This is a genomic window from Lentzea chajnantorensis, assembly GCF_054300775.1.
In genome coordinates this window covers 1,722,368-1,739,310 of record NZ_JBSDZT010000002.1, presented here as the reverse complement: position 1 = coordinate 1,739,310, position 16,943 = coordinate 1,722,368, and the positions used below count along the sequence as shown (strand labels likewise).

General features: G+C 71.7%; 15 protein-coding genes. 2 read left to right on the top strand and 13 right to left on the bottom strand.

Annotated features, from left to right (window positions below; translation table 11 throughout):
• Positions 1–25 precede the first annotated feature (25 nt).
• Both ACVDFE_RS09365 and glmS read right to left on the bottom strand, forming a co-directional pair.
• On the bottom strand, positions 26–1,399 hold the full coding sequence (locus ACVDFE_RS09365; RefSeq protein ID WP_458430201.1) for an NAD(P)H-hydrate dehydratase: 1,374 nt from the start codon (positions 1,397–1,399) through the stop codon (positions 26–28).
• Positions 1,400–3,259, bottom strand: coding sequence for a glutamine--fructose-6-phosphate transaminase (isomerizing) (gene glmS / locus ACVDFE_RS09360; RefSeq protein ID WP_360395787.1), 1,860 nt, complete (start codon positions 3,257–3,259; stop codon positions 1,400–1,402). It abuts the gene before it with no gap.
• Between the two features lie 133 nt (positions 3,260–3,392).
• On the opposite strand from glmS, the gene ACVDFE_RS09355 reads away from it, so the two are divergent.
• Positions 3,393–4,223 (top strand): dienelactone hydrolase family protein, encoded by an 831-nt coding sequence (locus ACVDFE_RS09355; protein ID WP_458430200.1) that lies wholly within the window; start codon positions 3,393–3,395, stop codon positions 4,221–4,223.
• A gap of 86 nt (positions 4,224–4,309) precedes the next feature.
• Here the strand turns inward: ACVDFE_RS09355 and ACVDFE_RS09350 are convergent, their stop codons facing one another.
• The 11 genes from ACVDFE_RS09350 to ACVDFE_RS09300 form a co-directional block, all read right to left on the bottom strand.
• The gene (locus ACVDFE_RS09350; protein ID WP_360395784.1) at positions 4,310–4,741 is read right to left on the bottom strand and encodes a hypothetical protein; all 432 of its coding nucleotides are present in this window, start codon (positions 4,739–4,741) and stop codon (positions 4,310–4,312) included.
• A gap of 3 nt (positions 4,742–4,744) precedes the next feature.
• Positions 4,745–7,468, bottom strand: coding sequence for a hypothetical protein (locus ACVDFE_RS09345; protein ID WP_458430199.1), 2,724 nt, complete (start codon positions 7,466–7,468; stop codon positions 4,745–4,747).
• A gap of 6 nt (positions 7,469–7,474) precedes the next feature.
• Complete coding sequence (locus tag ACVDFE_RS09340) at positions 7,475–7,768, bottom strand: hypothetical protein (protein ID WP_360395782.1); 294 nt, start codon at positions 7,766–7,768, stop codon at positions 7,475–7,477.
• A gap of 144 nt (positions 7,769–7,912) precedes the next feature.
• A complete protein-coding gene (locus tag ACVDFE_RS09335) occupies positions 7,913–8,200 on the bottom strand; it encodes a hypothetical protein (RefSeq protein ID WP_360395781.1) in 288 nt (95 codons plus the stop codon).
• A 26-nt stretch (positions 8,201–8,226) separates the two neighbouring features.
• Positions 8,227–9,561 (bottom strand): phosphoglucosamine mutase, encoded by a 1,335-nt coding sequence (gene glmM / locus ACVDFE_RS09330; RefSeq protein ID WP_458430198.1) that lies wholly within the window; start codon positions 9,559–9,561, stop codon positions 8,227–8,229.
• A 110-nt stretch (positions 9,562–9,671) separates the two neighbouring features.
• Positions 9,672–10,229 (bottom strand): 30S ribosomal protein S9, encoded by a 558-nt coding sequence (gene rpsI / locus ACVDFE_RS09325; RefSeq protein WP_360395777.1) that lies wholly within the window; start codon positions 10,227–10,229, stop codon positions 9,672–9,674.
• A gap of 26 nt (positions 10,230–10,255) precedes the next feature.
• Positions 10,256–10,699, bottom strand: coding sequence for a 50S ribosomal protein L13 (gene rplM / locus ACVDFE_RS09320; RefSeq protein ID WP_360395776.1), 444 nt, complete (start codon positions 10,697–10,699; stop codon positions 10,256–10,258).
• A 256-nt stretch (positions 10,700–10,955) separates the two neighbouring features.
• Positions 10,956–11,240: a WXG100 family type VII secretion target gene (locus tag ACVDFE_RS09315; protein ID WP_360395775.1), complete on the bottom strand. Its 285-nt coding sequence runs from the start codon at positions 11,238–11,240 to the stop codon at positions 10,956–10,958.
• A gap of 68 nt (positions 11,241–11,308) precedes the next feature.
• On the bottom strand, positions 11,309–11,617 hold the full coding sequence (locus ACVDFE_RS09310; RefSeq protein WP_360395773.1) for a WXG100 family type VII secretion target: 309 nt from the start codon (positions 11,615–11,617) through the stop codon (positions 11,309–11,311).
• Between the two features lie 148 nt (positions 11,618–11,765).
• The gene (locus ACVDFE_RS09305; protein WP_458430197.1) at positions 11,766–12,164 is read right to left on the bottom strand and encodes a hypothetical protein; all 399 of its coding nucleotides are present in this window, start codon (positions 12,162–12,164) and stop codon (positions 11,766–11,768) included.
• 22 nt (positions 12,165–12,186) lie between these two features.
• Positions 12,187–14,043 (bottom strand): type VII secretion-associated protein, encoded by a 1,857-nt coding sequence (locus ACVDFE_RS09300; RefSeq protein ID WP_458430196.1) that lies wholly within the window; start codon positions 14,041–14,043, stop codon positions 12,187–12,189.
• Positions 14,044–14,225: 182 nt separating this feature from the next.
• On the opposite strand from ACVDFE_RS09300, the gene ACVDFE_RS09295 reads away from it, so the two are divergent.
• The gene (locus ACVDFE_RS09295; protein WP_458430195.1) at positions 14,226–16,943 is read left to right on the top strand and encodes a BTAD domain-containing putative transcriptional regulator; all 2,718 of its coding nucleotides are present in this window, start codon (positions 14,226–14,228) and stop codon (positions 16,941–16,943) included.

The following is a 16,943-nucleotide window of genomic DNA, read 5'->3' as shown; positions in this document are numbered from 1 at the left end:
CAGCTCATCAGGTGTGAGCGAGCGCTCAGAGGCTCCTGATCGCCGCCGTGATCCCGGTCATCAGCCCGGACGCGGGCAACGGTGCGCCGTCCGCGGCCAGCTCCGCTGCCAGAACGTGCACGTGGGCGGCGTACCCCGCGGCCAGGAACGGGTCGAGACCGGCGGCCAGCAACGCCCCGATGATCCCGGACAGCACGTCACCCGATCCGGCGGTCGCCGGCCAGGACGAGGTGGCCGAGTTGACCAGCGCCCGGCCGTCCGGGGCGGCCACGACGGTCCGGTGGCCCTTCAGCAGCACCACGGCGTTGAAGCGCTGGGCGGCCTTGCGCGCGGCCGCCACCCGGTCGCCGCCGACCGGGCCCGCCAGGCGTTCGAACTCGCGGTCGTGCGGGGTCAGCACCAGTGCCGAGTCGGGGTCGCGGGCGTCCCACAGCTGCGGCTGCTGCGCCAGCAGCGTGATGGCGTCGGCGTCGGCGACCACCGGGACGTTCGCGTCCAGCACGAACCTCAGCACCTCGGCGGACGAGCTGCCCGTGCCCATGCCGGGGCCGACGACCCAGGCCTGCACGCGGCCCGCGTCGGTGATCGAGCCGGTGCAGATGGTCTCCGGCCAGCGGGCGCGGATCGCGTCGGCGGCGGGACCGGCGTAGCGGACCATGCCCGACGTCGCGAGCACGGCGGCACCGGTGGCGAGCACCGCGGCACCGGGATAGGTCGAGCTGCCGGCGGCGACGCCCGTGACGCCCTGGGTGTACTTGTCGTCGGACGGGCCCGGCAGCGGCCAGGCGATGTCCGCGCGGTCCAGCAGCACGAAGTCCGGGTCCCGCGGGCGCAGGCCGATGTCGACCAGGTGCACCTCGCCGCAGTCGGCCAGCGCGTGGACCGGCTTGAGGCAGCCGAACGTGACCGTGGTGTGGGCCTTTACGTGCGGACCGGAGATCTCACCGGTGTCCGGGTCGATGCCGCTGGGCAGGTCCACGGCGAGGACCGGGGCCGTGACGCCCTCGACGAGCTTGGCGGCTTCCGGGCGCAACGGGCCGCGGGCGGACAGGCCGACGATGCCGTCGATCACCAGGTCGGGGGTGCCGACCTCGTCGACGACCCGGCCGCCTGCCCCGCGGAACGCGGCGAGGCCTTCCGCGTGCGCCTTGCCGGGGGTGAGCAGGACCGCGGACACCGCGACCCCCCGGCGACGCAGGAAGTACCCGGCCCACAGGGCGTCGCCGCCGTTGTTGCCAGCGCCCACGAGCAGCGTGACGCGGCGGCGGCCCCGCAGGAGCCGGAGGGCGTGGGTGGCCACACCGAACGCGGCCTTGCGCATCAGCGAGCCCGGCGGGACGACCGCCATGAGCTCCTCTTCAGCGGACTTGACGCGTTCGGTGTGCCAGACGCCTCTCACCTATTCGACGGTAACGGACTTCGCGAGGTTGCGAGGCTTGTCGACGTCGTAGCCGCGGGCGGTCGCGATCTCGGCCGCGAGCACCTGCAGCGGGATGGTCGAGATGAGCGGCTGCAGCAGCGTCGGGACGGCCGGGATCTCGATCAGGTGGTCCGCGAACGGGCGCACCGTCTCGTCACCCTCCTCGGCGATCACGATCGTGCGGGCGCCGCGGGCCTGGATCTCGCTGATGTTGGACACCAGCTTCGAGTGCAGGACGGCACGGCCCTTCGGCGACGGCATGACCACGACGACCGGGAGGTCCTCCTCGATCAGCGCGATCGGGCCGTGCTTGAGCTCGCCAGCCGCGAAGCCCTCGGCGTGCATGTAGGCGAGCTCCTTGAGCTTGAGCGCGCCCTCCAGCGCCACCGGGTAGCCGACGTGGCGGCCGAGGAACAGCACCGCCTTCGAGTCGGCGAGCTCCCGGCCCAGCGCCTTGACCTGGTCGATGGTGCCGAGCACCCGCTGCACGGCCTGGGGCATGGCCTCCAGCTCGTGGAACTCGCGGGCGACCTCGTCCGGGTACTTGGTGCCGCGGGCCTGCGCGAGGGCCAGGCCGACCAGGTAGTTCGCCGCGATCTGGGCGAGGAACGCCTTGGTCGACGCGACACCGATCTCGGGGCCGGCGTGCGTGTAGAGCACGGCGTCGGACTCGCGCGGGATCTGCGCGCCGTTGGTGTTGCAGACCGCGAGGACGCGGGCCTTCTGCGCGCGGGCATGGCGGACGGCTTCGAGGGTGTCCGCGGTCTCACCGGACTGCGACACGGCGACGACGAGCGTGTCGCGGTCGAGCACCGGGTCGCGGTAGCGGAACTCGGAGGCCAGCTCGACCTCGACGGGCAGCCGCGTCCAGTGCTCGATCGCGTACTTCGCGACCAGACCGGAGTGGTAGGCGCTGCCGCAGGCGACGACGAAGACCTTGTCGACGTCGCGCAGGTCCTGGTCGGACAGCCGCTGCTCGTCGAGCACGATCCGGCCGTTCGCGAAGTGGCCGCGCAGCGTGTTCGCCAGCGCCTCCGGCTGCTCCTCGATCTCCTTGAGCATGAAGTACTCGTGGCCGCCCTTCTCGGCGGCGCTGAGGTCCCAGTTGACCGTGAACGGCTTGGCCTCGGCCGGCGCGCCGTCGAAGTCGGTGACCTCGTAGCCGTCGCGGGTGAGCACGACCATCTGGTCCTGCCCCAGCTCGACGGCCTCCTTGGTGTGCGCGATGAACGCTGCGACGTCGCTCGCGACGAAGTACTCGTTCTCGCCGACGCCGACGACCAGCGGCGAGTTGCGGCGTGCGGCGACGACCGTGTCGGGCTCGTCGGCGTGCGTGAAGACGAGCGTGAACGCGCCCTCCAGGCGGCTCACGACCTTGCGCACGCTGGCGGGCAGGTCGCCCTTCGTGTCACCGTCGCCGTACGCGATGGCCACGAGGTGCGCGACCGTCTCGGTGTCGGTGTCGGACGCCATCTCGATGCCGAGCCCTTCGAGCTCGCCGCGCAGCGCGAGGAAGTTCTCGATGATGCCGTTGTGCACCACGGCGACCCGGTTCGCCGAGTCGCGGTGCGGGTGCGAGTTGCGGTCGATCGGCGCGCCGTGCGTCGCCCACCGCGTGTGTCCCATGCCGACGGTGCCCGCGAACCCGTCGCGACCCACCTCGTCGAGCCTCGCCTCCAGGTTCTGCAGCCGCCCGGCCTTGCGCTCGACGGCGAGCTCACCGTCCGCGACGACCGCGACACCGGCCGAGTCGTAACCCCGGTACTCGAGCCGCCTCAGCCCGTCCAGCACCACGTCGAGCGCCGACTGGTGACCCACGTATCCCACGATTCCGCACACGGAAGACAGGGTAGCTAGACCACGGCGTCAACCCTAAAGGGCGAGGGTGGTGAATCAGCGCAGGTCAGGGCCAGCTTTGGTGTAGACCAATCTTGGATGTGGCGACGGCGACACCATCGACTACGGTTCAGCCATGGCTCGCCGCGTGATCACGCTGACCGCGAAACAGGCTCTCGAGCAGCTCAGCCGCCCCGGTCCCCACCCGGTGCTGCGCGGCGACCTGGCCCTCGTCGGCCTGCCCGGCGTCGTGTTCACCCCGGCCACCGGTCTCGGCCTGCCCGCGGTCGCCTTCGGGCACGGCTGGATGCAGCCGGTTCGCCGCTACCACGGCCTTTTGCGCCACCTCGCCTCGTGGGGCGTGGTCGCCGCGGCACCGGCCGTGGAACGCGGCCCGCTGCTCTCCGCACGCGTGCTGTCGGCGAACCTGCTGACCACTTTGGACATCTGCACCGGCGTCCGCCTGGGCACCGGCGACATCAGCGTCGACCCCACCCGCCTGGCCCTCGCCGGCCACTCGATGGGCGGCGGCGCGGCCGTGCTGGCGGCCTCCTCGTCCCCGAAGGTGCGAGCCGTTGTGACTTTGGCCGCAACGGAGACCCGCCCCTCGGCACTGGACGCGGCCCGCTCGGTGTCGGCCCCCGGCCTGCACCTCGCCGCGGGCGAGGACCGCATCGCCCCGCCCGTCGGCCACTCCGAGGCCATCGCGACCGCCTGGGGCGGCCCGGTGCAGCTGCGACTGCTGCCCAAGGCCTCGCACCTCGGGTTCACCGAGGGGCGGCACTGGAGCGAACTCATGCTCGACGGGCGCGGTGAGCGCGGCGCCCAGAAGATCGGGCGGGCGTTCGTGGCGGCGTTCCTGCTGCGGGTGCTGCTGGGTGAGCGGGCGTACGACTCGTTGCTGGACGAGGACTCGAAGGGCGCGGAGCTGGTGTTGCAGCGAGAAGGGCTGCGCAAGCCGGCCTGACGCGCGGGGGCCGTCAACGCGAATACCCCGGCCCGCTCCGCATCGCGGAACGAACCGGGGTGCGCCGATGAGTCAGCGGCCTCGGATCAGCTGAGCCAGGTCTGACCGCTCAAATCGTCGTCGTCATCCGCCACCGGAGCCGGCCGACGGCTGCGCGCCGGCGGAACCGGCGGCGGAGGCGGTGGCGGTGGCGGCGTGAACTGGGGTTGTTGCGGGGGTGGGGCGTAGCTGCCGTCGTCGTCCTCGGGGCCGAAGGCCAGTTCGCCCGCGGAGCGGTCGCGCTGTTCCCACTGGGGTTTGCGCTGGGGTTTGTCGCCCTGCTTGGCGATGTTCTCCGCGGCCTCGTTGGCCGCGGCGAGGTCGCGCTGGTGCTTGTCCTCGCGGGCCTTCGCCTCGGCGGCCAGGCGGGCCTGGTCGGCCTTGAGGTCCGCCGTGATCTCGGTGTTGGCGCGGCGGGAGCGGGCGATGTTCTCGTCGAACAGCGCCTGGATCTTGGGGTCCACTTGCCCGGTCGACATGGGTCAGCGGCCTCCTCGGTCGTCACCCAGGACGGTGTGCACGGCGCTCAGCGGGTTGTTGTTGTCGCGGTCGTCGTCGAACAGGGTGCCGGTGGTGCGCCACTGGCTGGCGCCCCGTTCGGTGTCGCCGCCCTGCTGGCCGCCCGCGCCTCCGCCTGCCATGCCGCCGCCCATCATCCCGCCGCCCATCATCCCGCCGGCCGCGGCGCCCGAGGGGGCCTGGGCACCGTCCTGCATGGACGGGAGGTTCGCGGAACCGGGCTGGCCGGCCTCGGAGGTGTTCGTGGTGAAGCCGGTGCCGTTGTCGCCGGTGGACGGGGTGTTCCAGGCGCTGTCCATGGACGAGCCGCCGAGAACGGACTCGCTGCCGCTGGAGCCGCCGCCGGTGAACGAGACGCCCGAGGTCGAGGTGCTGTCGGAGGCCTGCGCGGTGGCGAACTGCGGGCCGTCCGCCGGCATCCTCGGCTCGCCCAGGCCCGGCATGAAACCGTTGTCCTGGACGTAGTTGCGGCCCACCGCCTCCTGGAAGCCCGGGGCGTCCTGACCGGGCGGGCTCCACACCTGCTCGGCCGCGGGGGCGGGCATCGGCTGGAAGTCCGCCTGGGCCGGCATCGTCTGGAACTCGCCCTCGACCGGACGCGGGAAGTCCTGCTCAGGGATCTGCACCGGATCGTCGAGGCGCAGGTCGTCCACCGCACCGCCACCGGAGCCACCGGCCGCTGCCGGGTTCTCGTCCTCGCCGAACGCCACGCCGATCTGGTCGGGCGTGCCGTCGCCGTTGTCCGCGGTCAGGTTGATCTCGCCGGTGTCCGGGTTCACCTCGGCGGTGAAGCTCACGCCGTCCTGCTCGATGTGGATCTTGCCGTCGGCGCCCACCTCGACCGGGATCGGGTTCGACTCCGAACCGAGGGGACCCGTGCCGGGCGCGCCACCGCCGCCGGGTGCGGGCGTCGCACCGGTCGTGGGCGTGCCGGTGGCCTGGCCACCCGTGACCTGGCCGCCGGTGACCTGGTTCGCCAGCGCCGTCACGGCCTGGGCGCCGTTCTGGCCCATGAGCGCCTTGGCGGCCTCCGGGTTCTTGCTGAAGTCCAGGTCGTAGGTCTTCGGCTCGCCCTTCGGCGTGTCGATCGTCATCTTCACGTGCCCGTTCGAGTCGGGCTCCGTGATCTTGATCGTGTTGTCGCCCGCCTTGACCGTGACGCTCTCGAGCTCTTCCTCGGGCTTCGGCTGGTCGTCCGGCTTGCCGTCGCCGTCGAGGTCGTCCGGCTTGCCGTCGCCGTCGAGGTCGTCCGGCTTGCCGTCGCCGTCGAGGTCGTCGGGCTTGCCGTCGCCGTCGGTGTCGCCGGGGACGTCGGGCTTGCCGTCGCCGTCCTTGTCGAGCGGGTTCTCCGGCTTGGGGATCTCGGGCGTACCGCCGCCGCCACCGCCGGGCGTGCCACCGCCGCCGCCACCAGTCGAACCACCGGGCGTGCCGCCGCCACCGCCGTCGGTGCCGGGCACCTGCTTGCGGCCGCCGCCGTCCTCGCTGAACGCGGGCGGGTCACCGATCTTCGCGAACGGGCTCTCCGCGGGGATCGCCGCGTTGAGCGCGGTGAACATCGTGTCGTAGTCGCTCTGCACACCGGCCTGCACCGTCTGGCAGTAGCCGTCGAACGCCTTCTTCTTGGCGTCGAACTCCTGGCAGAGCGCCCGCAGCTTGTCCTTGGCCGCGTTGATGATGCCCTCGCGGGTGTTGCTGATCCAGCTGCCCCAGCCCAGACCGGCGAGCATGCCGAGCGGGCCGCCGCAGATCGCGCCGGTGACGGCGCCGAAGAGCGGGCCGGGCACGCCGTGCAGCCAGTCGAGGACACCGCCGTCGTTCTCGAAGAGGTCGCCGTTCGCGTGCCGGATCGCGGTCTCGGCCTCCTCGACCGTCAGACCGCCGCACTTCTCCGAGTACTGGTCGTGGATCTGCTGCGCGAACTCCTTGACGTGCTTCTGCATGTTCGTCACGCCGGCGGTGATCGCACCGGGGGCCTGACCGGTCTGCTGGACGAGCGTCTTGGAGGAGCCGGCGAACTTGTCGTGGTAGCCGCGTGCCGCCTCAGCGGCCTGGCCCTCCCACGAGCCCAGCCCGTTCCACGCGCTGCCGAGCGCGTTGTCGTGGGTCTGGAGCTTCCCGACGGCTTCCTGGAGCTTCACCGAGTCCTCGCGGAACTTGGCGAACTCGATGTCGCGGACCTCGTCGTACCTGCGGTAGACGTCACCTTCGAGGTTCGGCGCTGCGCCCTGGTGACCGCACGCGGGAGCGGCCTTCTGGTAGACCGGGATGAACTTCTCGAAGAACCGCAGACCGGGTGCGCCGGCGTCGAGCAGCGTGTTGCTGCTCGGGACGTCACCCTGCTCGTTCAGGACCTTCTGGGTGGCGCCGAGCTCGCGCTCCTCCTTGGCCTTGGCGACGAGCTCGTCGGCCTCGCCGCCCTTCTTCTCCCACTGGGAGCGGTTGATCTCCTTGGCACCGACGAAGACGGTGCTGAGACCGGCCGTGGGCGCGGCGAGTGCGGCACCGAGGATGTGGCTGCCGAGGCCGGGGTCGCTGGGGACGTCGACGCCGTTCGCCTTGGCGTACCGCTCGACCTCCTCCTCCGGCGCGCCGGCACCGGCGAGCGCGGGGACGAGTGCCTTCTTGGTCTCCGGCGTGACGTTGGGGTCGTCGAGGAGCTTCTTGATCTCGTTCTGGTCGGCCACGACGCACTACCCCTTGAACTGCTGCGAAGTCTGGGACTCGTTCGACTCGTACGACTTCGCCACGTCCTTCAGCCGGGTGGCGATGTTGTTGGCCTCCTTGCCGAAGGTGTCGCAGCTGACACCCAGCCGGTCGAAGAAGCCCTTGTAGGTGGCGTGGACGGCCTGGAACTTGCGCCCGACCTGGCCGGCCCCCACGACCGGGACGATCGTCGGCTTCATCGAGATCAGTTGTGATCCCTCGGCCTCGTAGGTCCCCGCGGTCTTCGTGAGATCGCCGGACTGTACGCCGAAACCAGCCATTCCTCGCCTCCCCTAGTCCCCGATCTGACGCAGTTCGGCCTCATCGGGTTCCGCCATACAGTGCCAGCTCCGCTCACACGCCGACCGGAGCTCCGCGATGTCGGTTGCCTTAGTAAACAGCCATTCGGCGCATTTCGCCGACGATCACCACTGGGTGGGCGGCTGCTGGCCGGGTGGCGGTCCCTGCTGCGGGTACTGGCCCTGCTGCGGGTAAGGGTGCTGGCCGGGCTGGGGGTACTGGCCGGGCTGGGGGTGCTGGTGGCCAGGCTGCGGATACCCCTGAGGCGGGTACTGCCCGTGGTGCTGCTGCGGGAAGCCCTGAGGCGGGTACGGGGGCGGTGTCTTCTTCTTCGACGCCGAGACCACGGCGACCACCACCGCGGCCACTCCTCCCAGCAGCACCAGGAGGATCAACAGCATCATCACGCTCATGACCGGCCAGCCCCCGTCGCACGTCCTCAGTGCACCGAGGAAACCACATCCGCGAGGCGCTGCGCCGCCGACTCGGCCTGGTCGTGGCTCGTGGCCTCGACCATCACCCGCACGAGCTGCTCGGTGCCCGACGGCCGCAGGAGCACGCGGCCGGTGTCGCCCAGCTCGGCCTCCACGGCCGCGACGGCCTCGCTGACGGAGGTGGCCTTCGCCACGGCGGCCTTGTCGCCGACCTTGACGTTGATCAGGACCTGCGGCAGGCGGCGCATCACGCCGGCGAGGTCGGCGAGCGACTTGCCGGTCTCGGCCATCCGGGCCATCAGGCGCAGGGCGGTGAGCAGGCCGTCGCCGGTGGTGGCGTGCGCGGGCAGCACCACGTGGCCGGACTGCTCGCCGCCGAGCGAGTAGCCGCCGGCCTTGAGGTCCTGCAGCACGTAGCGGTCGCCGACGGCGGTGGTGCGCAGCCGGATGCCGGCCTCGCGCATGGCGATGTGCAGGCCCAGGTTGCTCATCACGGTGGCGACGAGGGTGTCCTCGTACAGCTCGCCCGCGTCGCGCATCGCGACCGCGAGGACCGCCATGATCTGGTCGCCGTCGACCTCGTTGCCCTCGGCGTCCACGGCCAGGCAGCGGTCGGCGTCACCGTCGTGGGCGATGCCGAGGTCGGCGCCGTGCTCGCGGACTGCGGCAGAGATCACATCGAGGTGCGTGGAGCCGCAGCCGTCGTTGATGTTGAGGCCGTCCGGGTCCGCGTTGATCGCGACCACCTCGGCGCCCGCGCGGCGGTAGGCGTCCGGCGCGGCCACCGACGCGGCGCCGTTCGCGCAGTCCACCACGACCTTGAGGCCGTCGAGGCGGTGCGGCGTGACCTTGAGCAGGTGCTCGACGTACTGGGTCTCGGCGTCGGCGATGTCGCGGACGCGGCCGATCGCGGCACCGGTCGGGCGCTCGAAACCGGAGCCCATGCGCTGCTCGATCTCGTCCTCGACCGAGTCGGGCAGCTTGTGGCCGCCCGCGGCGAAGAGCTTGATCCCGTTGTCCGGCATGGCGTTGTGCGAGGCGGAGATCATCACGCCGATGTCGGCGCCCAGCGAGGAGACCAGGTGCGCGACGGCGGGGGTGGGCAGTGCGCCCACGCGCAGCACGTCGGCACCGGCCGAGGTGAGGCCCGCGGTGACGGCGGCGTCCAGCATCTCGCTGCTCGCCCTGGGGTCGCGGCCGACGACGGCGACCGGGCGGTGGGAACGGTCGTGTTCGGCGAGCACGCGCGCCGCCGCGGCGGCGACGGACATCGCGAGTTCGGGGGTGAGGTCGGCGTTGGCGAGACCGCGCACACCGTCGGTGCCGAACAGGCGGGCCATGAATCCTCCGAAATGGACACTGCGAGGCGACGGGAAGGACCCGGAAAACACTGCGGGAGCAGCAGTTCGAGGTGAACTGCTGCTCCCGCAGGTACAGCTGTGGAACTCGCTCAGCGCTTGGAGTACTGAGGCGCCTTGCGGGCCTTCTTCAGACCGTACTTCTTGCGCTCCTTGACCCGCGGGTCACGGGTGAGGAAGCCGGCCTTCTTCAGGACCGGGCGGTCCTCGGAGTCGACGGCGATCAGCGCACGCGCGATGGCGAGGCGCAGCGCACCGGCCTGGCCGGTGATGCCGCCGCCACGCAGGTTGGCGATGACGTCGAAGGTCTCGGGCTTCTCCGTGGTGACGAGCGGCTCCTTGATGAGCTGCTGGTGCACCTTGTTCGGGAAGTAGTCCTCGAGGGCCTTGCCGTTCAGCGTGAACTTGCCGGTGCCGGGCACGAGGCGGACGCGGACGACGGCCTCCTTGCGGCGGCCGACGGTCTGGGCCAGGTGCGGCGCACCGTTCAGCGAGGGAGCGACGACCACCGGCGCGGAGGCTTCGTCCTCGGCGACCTCGACCTCAGCCTCAGCGGCCTCGGCGTCGGCCTCGGGAGCAGCCTCGACGACCTCGGCCTCGACAACCTCCGCCTCGACGGCTTCGGGGGTCTCGTTCTCAGGGGTGGTCACAGGAACTTCCTCGGTGTACTCGTCGCTCACTGGGCGATCTTCTTGATCTCGAAGGCCTGCGGCTGCTGCGCCGCGTGCGGGTGGTTCGGTCCGCTGTAGACCTTCAGCTTGTTCGCGATCTGACGGCCAAGGCGGTTCTTGGGCAGCATGCCCTTGATCGCCTTCTCCACCAGGCGGTCCGGGCGCGTGTCCAGGACCTCGCCGAAGGACTGCTTGCGCAGACCACCGGGGAAGCCGGAGTGGCGGTACTGGAACGCCTGGTCGCGCTTCGAGCCGGTCAGAGCGACCTTGTCAGCGTTGACGATGACCACGAAGTCACCGGTGTCAACGTGAGGCGCGTAGGTCGGCTTGTGCTTGCCGCGCAGCAGCGTCGCGGCCTGGGTGGCGAGCCGGCCGAGCACCACGTCCTGGGCGTCGATCACGTGCCAGGTGCGGGTCACCTCACCGGGCTTCGGGCTGTACGTGCGCACGGAATTACCTCGTCGTCACTTGCGTCTGGGGTCACTGCGGCGGTTGCCCCAGACCGATCTTGGACGAACCAAGCGGTGGTTCCGAGACAGGCGCGGCACACACAGGCGCCAGCTACCGCACAACAACGTAAGAAGATACCGGATGGGTGGCGCGGGGACCAAAACGGCCCCTCCTACCGACCCCGCTCCGGACGTACGTGAGCCCCGGACCACGTGGTTCCGGGGCTCACGAGGGGTCTTGCCACCACGCGCGGTCTTACCAGCGCGAGACGTTCTGCTTCTCAGCCTGCTGGTACGCCTCGCCGGCCTGCTGCACGGCGGTACCGATGGCGGCGAGGACCGAGTTCAGGTCGGCCGCGGCGTTGTCCCACTTCTCCTGGGACTGCTTGTAGGTGTCCGAGCCCTCACCCTCCCAGGTGCCGAGCACGCGCACGACCTCGGCGCGGATCTCGTCCAGGACGCCGTCGATCTCCTTGGACTGCGTGGTGATGGTCGAGGCCGCCTGCGCGATCTGACCGAACTCAACCTTGATTTCACCCATTGTGGATCTCCCCTAGAAAAGTCTGTGAAGTACTGGACTGCGGAACGAGGACCTGCGGAGCAGGAGGATCAGCCGAGGCGCGCGGTGACGTTGCTCATCTCGGCCTCCTGGGCCGCTTCGTTCTGCGCGTAGACCTTCGAGGTGTCGGAGATCTGCTCGGCGATCGCGCGGAGCGCCTCCTGGACCTTCGCGGCGTCCGCGTCGAAGCGGGAGATCAGGCTCTGGAACGCGGTGTGGGCCGAGCCCTTCCACGCGGCGGAGACGGTCTCGGCGGCGTCGCGGACCTGACGGATCTTCGCCTGCGCGGTCTCGTCGGCCTCGATGATGCGCTTCGCCAGAGTGTCGAGCTCTTCGGTCGTGGTACCGAAACCAGCCATTGGGAGATGCCCCCTTCAGAGAACTTCAGGTCGTACTTCTTGGTTCGTACGCCTCTTCCGACGAGGACCCTGCCATGTCGGTTCCGCCCTGTCGCGACTTCTTTCGAAGTAGTTGCGCTAGTAAACGACGCCAGGTGAACGCACGGTGTCAGTAGAGGATTCGCGACTGCGAAAAGTCCTCGTCATCGTCACCCGCGCGGGGAAGCTGGCCACTCGGACCGGCGACCGCGGTCGAACCGGGGGTGGCGGGAACCTCAGGTCCCGGAACCGGTTGAGACGCCGCGGCGGCGAGCTCGGCGGCCTCCGGAGTCCGTTCGACGGGCAGTCCGCGCTCGGTGCGGAACCCCGTGGCGGCCTCGCGGACGTCGCCCGGCGTGGCACCGGCCGCCGGTTCCACCCGGCGGTCACGGGCCTGCCGGGCCAGCTCGCGGGTGCGTTCCCGCAGCTCGGCGTTGCGCGCGCCGGCCTCACCGGCGGCGCGGCGTGCGCGGGTGACCGCGTGGCCGACCTCGGCGCGGAACCGGGCGAGGACCTCGTTGGCGGACATCAGGCGACTCCCCTGGTGCTGTTCACGGCTTGATGGTCAGCGAGCGGACGATCTGCTCGCAGGCGGTGCGGACGCGGTCACGGCCGGTCTCGGTCGCCTGGCAGCCCACGCTCACCTGAGCCGTACCGACGAACTGGATGTACCAGTCGACCCCGGCCCCGCCGATCTCTTCGCGATAGTGAACAACGGACTTGCCCGCGAATGTGTGGCGATCGCTGAACGCGGCGACCTTGTCGCCCCTCTCCTCGCGCTCGCCATATTGCTTCTGCAATTCCGCGAATGCCCGCCCGCGGTCCTGGTCGCTGTTGTACTCCAGCTTTTGCTCTTGCACAGCGATGCGGTCCGCCGGGGAATCACCGGTGTTCTTTTCCCGGTCGACCGGTTGCAGGAGCACCTGCCTGGCCGCGGGTGCGCCGCCGGTCTGCTCCCAGCCGTCGGGCCGGGTGAAGCTGTAGTCGTACTGCGCGATCTGGTCCGCGGGCGGCGGAGTGGCGGTTCCCGTCCCCTCCCGGTGCTGCCACCAGAGGAACCCGCCGACGCCGGCCGCCACGAGCACGACGACCACGCCGAGCGCGATGAACAACGGCGCCTTGCTCCTCTTCTCCGGCGGCGTCATCGGCGGCGTCATCGACGGGAACGACGCGGGGAACTGCGCGACCGGCGGCGGCGTGATGCGGCGGGTGATCTTGCGGGTGGTGTCGCCGGACACGCGCAGGTTGTGGGTCACCTCCCCCGAGGGGCCCCTGGACGGTGGGTGCGCCCGGTTCTGAGGTGGCTTGGCCGGCGCACCCTGCGCCATGCCGCCGGTGCGCTCCGGGTCGAGGCTCACCGCGCGCAGCGCACCGCGGGCCACGACGGTCTCCGGCTGGTCGATGCTCGTCGGCACCACGCCGGTGTGCTCGTGCACGAGCCGCGCGACGAGCGGGATCCGGGACGAGCCGCCCACCAGGAACACCGCGGCCAGCTGCTGCGGCGCCAGACCGGCCTCCCGCACGGCCGAGCCCACCAGCGCGGCCGCACCGCCGAGCGGGACCGCCACCAGCTGCTCCAGGTCGGACCGGGTGACGTGCGCGTCGGGGAACGGCGGCGGCATCGGCACGTCGGTGTAGGCGTGCCGCGACAGCGTCTCCTTGGCGCCGCGGACGTCCTGCCGCAGCACCCGCCGCTTGCGCCGGTCGGTCATCTCACGGCCCTCGACGAGCTGCCGCCACGCGTCCGGGTCCTCCGTCGACACGAGCGCGCCGACGTGCTCCAGCAACGCCTGGTCGACGTCCGCGCCGCCGAAGCCGGGGTCGCCCTTCGTCGCGAGCACCCGGAAGCTCCTGCCGGTGCGCGCGACCACGCTCGCGTCGACGGTGCCGCCGCCGAGGTCGAGCACGGCCAGCGCCGCACCGTCGGGAACGGAGTGGCTCGCGGAGTGGAAGACGGCGGCCGCCACGGGTTCCGGCACGAGCGCCAGCTCCCGCCCCAGCCCGCGCGCGGCCTGGACCAGCACGCGGGTGCGGACCGTGCCCCAGTCGGCGGGGTGGGTGAGCACGAGCAGGTCGACGGGCGCACCGCCGCCCACGCGCCGCGCCTCCCCGACCGCACGGGTCAGCACCGCGCGCACGACGTCCACGACGGGCAGCACGGTGCTGCCCAGCAGCAGCTCCCCCTCGTCCATACGGCGCTTCGGGTGCGGCTCGTAGCGGGCCGGGTCGACCGCGGCCTGCCGCTCGGCCTCCTGCCCGACGAACAACGTCCCGTCCGCGGCCGCGAACACGGCGGACGGCACCAGCGGCTGGCCGTCGAAAACGACGACCTGCGGCTCCCTGCCGTGCACCGAGATCGCGACGCAGGTGCTCGACGTGCCGAAGTCCACCGCGACCTGGAGGCTCATGCACCATCCCCTCTTCCGCGCACATGCTTACCGGATGCGGCACAGCCGGACGACACGGATGGTCCAGGTGGCCACCGGGAGTTCACCGCGGATCACGGATTGCGACACACCGGTCACGCTGTGGGGCTTCGGGACGGGCGTGGGTCGCACCGGGACGGAGGGGCGGCCCTAAGCTCGTGCGCGTGCTGGGGGCCGAGTACCGCGTGCTGGGACCGCTGGACGTCCTCTTCGCCGGTGAACGGGTCGTGGTGCCGGCGGGCAAGGGCCGCGTGCTGCTCGCGACGCTGCTCCTGCGCCCCAACCGGTTCGTGTCGGTCGACGAGCTGGTCGAGCGCCTCTGGGACGGTTCACCGCCCTCGATCGACCGCGCGGTCAAGACGTTGCACATGACGGTCGCACGGCTGCGGCGGGCGCTCGGGCCGGCCAACCGCGTGGTCACCACCACGAACGGCTACCTCGCCGAGGTCGAGGACCTGGACCTGCTGCGGTTCCGTGCGTTGGCGCGCACCGACCCGCACGCCGCGCTGGCGCTGTGGCGCGGTCCGCTGCTCACCAACGTGACGTCCGACGCCCTGCACCGCGAGGACGTGCCGCGGCTCGTCGAGGAACGGCTGCTGGTGCTGGAGAAGCGCATCGAGGCCGACCTCGACGACGGCAGGGCCGGCGAGCTGGTGCCCGAGCTGCGGGCGCTGACCGCGGAGCACCCGTTGCGGGAGCGGTTCTGGGCCCAGCTGATGACCGCCCTGTACCGCTCGGACCGCCAGGCGGAGGCGCTGGAGGCGTTCAGCCGGGTCAGCCGGATGCTCGCCGACGAGCTCGGCATCGACCCCGGCACGGTGCTGCGGGAGCTGCACGGGTCGATCCTGCGCTCGGAGCCCGGCCCCGGACCCCGGCGGGCCGCCACCGGTCCCCGCCAGCTGCCACCGGACCTGCCGCGGTTCACCGGGCGGACCGAGGACCTCGCCCGGCTCGACCGGTCGCTGTCGGGAGGGCACCCGGTGGTGATCTCGGCGATCGCGGGCAGCGCCGGTGTCGGCAAGACCGCGCTCGCCGTGCACTGGGCGCACCGCGTGCAGGACCGGTTCCCGGACGGCCAGCTCGCCGTCAACCTGCGCGGGTACGACCGCGAGGAACCGCTGAGCCCGCACGACGCGCTCGACCAGCTGCTGCGCGGGCTCGGCCTGTCGTCGAAGGACATCCCGCTCGACACCGGTCAGCGCATCGGGACGTACCGCTCGCTGGTCGCCGACCGCCGCGTGCTGGTGCTGCTGGACAACGCGCGCACGGCCGAGCAGGTGCGGCCGTTGCTGCCCACCGGCGGCCGGTCCGTCGCGGTGATCACCAGCCGCTCCGACCTGCGCGGCCTGGTGGCGTTGAACGACGCCACGCTGCTGCAGCTCGGCGTGCTGCCGCTCGACGACGCGCTGGCGTTGCTGGAGAAGATGATCGGCGCCGCGCGCGTGCGCGCCGAGCAGGAGGCCACCGCGGAGCTGGCGCGGTTGTGCGTGTGCCTGCCGCTCGCGTTGCGGATCGCCGCGTCGATGCTCGCCGTCGAACCGGAGCGGTCCGTGCGCAGCCTCGTCGACCAGCTGCGGTCGGGGAACCGCCTGGCGGCGCTGGAGATCGGCGACGACCGTGAGGCGGCCGTGCGGGCCGCGTTCGACCTCTCCTGCACCGCGCTCGCGCCCGACGAACGCCGCATGTTCCGGGTGCTCGGCCTGGCCCCGCGCGCCGACTTCACCCCGCGCTCCGCGGCGGCCCTGCTCGGCGTGAGCAGCGAGCGGGCGCTGGCGCTGCTGCGCACGCTGACCCGCTTCCACCTCGCGGAGGAGCACGCGCCGCAGCGGTTCTCGTTGCACGACCTGCTCTTCCTGCACGCCCGCGAGCGCGCCGACGCCGAGGAGACCGCCGAGCAGCGCAGGGCCGCCGTGGTGCGGTTCCTCGACCACCACCTGCACTCGGTCGACAACGCCGAACGCGCCCTCCGCGTCGACCGCCGCGACAAACCGCTCACCGAACGCGACCCGGTCGTCGAGGCGGCCGCGTTCACCGACCGCGAGGGCGCGCTCGCGTGGTGCCGGAACGAACACGGCCTGCTCGTCGAGCTCTGCGAGTTCGCACTGGCGGAGGGACACCTCGACCACGCGTGGATGCTGCCCGGCTGCCTGTGGAGCTACCTGCAGGTGAACGGGTCTGCCGACGACTTCTTCCGGCTCTACGCGATCGCGCTCGAAGCCGCCGAGCGGTCGGGGAACCGGTACGGCCAGTCGGTCGCGCTGCACAGCCTGGGCGTGGCGCACCGCAGGTCCGGCGACTTCGCGGAGGCGCTGCGGTCGCTCACCCTCGCCCTGGCCCTGCGGCGGGAGCACGGCAACCCGTGGACGCTCGCCACCACCGAGACCGAGCTCGCCAACGTCCACTTCGAACAGGGCGATCACCGGGAGTCGCTGCGGCACGACCGCGCGGCCGGCGAGCACTGGCGGGCGGCGGGCAACCCGCGCGGCTGGGCCAGGTCGCTGAACGCCGTCGCCATGACCCTCGTGGAGCTGGGCGAGTTCGCGGAGGCCGTCGAGACCGCCGACCGGGCCGCGGAGGTGTACGCCTCGCTGGGCGTCGTGGACGGCGCGCTGGAGGACACCAGGGCGCAGGCCAAGTTCCGGATGGGCGACCTCGACGGCGCGGTGCGGATCTACCGCGACCTGTTCGCCGGCCCGCTGCTCGACCAGGAGAGCAGCTTCACGCGCACCATGACCCTCCTCAGCGGCGCCGAGGTGTTCCGCGCGGCCGGTGACGTGACCGCCGCGCTGTCCTGCGCGCGCCAGGCCCTGGTCATCTCCGAACGCAGCGCACTGAGCAGGACGGGCGAGATCCGCGAGCTCGTCCGCGAGCTGGAGGCGTGA

Coding starts and splice junctions, on each gene's coding strand:
- ACVDFE_RS09340 (WP_360395782.1), bottom strand. CDS start 7,768: ATGGCTGGTTTCGGCGTACAGTCCGGCGATCTCACGAAGACCGCGGGG.
- ACVDFE_RS09310 (WP_360395773.1), bottom strand. CDS start 11,617: ATGGCTGGTTTCGGTACCACGACCGAAGAGCTCGACACTCTGGCGAAG.
- ACVDFE_RS09305 (WP_458430197.1), bottom strand. CDS start 12,164: ATGTCCGCCAACGAGGTCCTCGCCCGGTTCCGCGCCGAGGTCGGCCAC.
- ACVDFE_RS09300 (WP_458430196.1), bottom strand. CDS start 14,043: ATGAGCCTCCAGGTCGCGGTGGACTTCGGCACGTCGAGCACCTGCGTC.
- ACVDFE_RS09335 (WP_360395781.1), bottom strand. CDS start 8,200: ATGAGCGTGATGATGCTGTTGATCCTCCTGGTGCTGCTGGGAGGAGTG.
- glmM (WP_458430198.1), bottom strand. CDS start 9,561: ATGGCCCGCCTGTTCGGCACCGACGGTGTGCGCGGTCTCGCCAACGCC.
- ACVDFE_RS09355 (WP_458430200.1), top strand. CDS start 3,393: ATGGCTCGCCGCGTGATCACGCTGACCGCGAAACAGGCTCTCGAGCAG.
- ACVDFE_RS09350 (WP_360395784.1), bottom strand. CDS start 4,741: ATGTCGACCGGGCAAGTGGACCCCAAGATCCAGGCGCTGTTCGACGAG.
- ACVDFE_RS09315 (WP_360395775.1), bottom strand. CDS start 11,240: ATGGGTGAAATCAAGGTTGAGTTCGGTCAGATCGCGCAGGCGGCCTCG.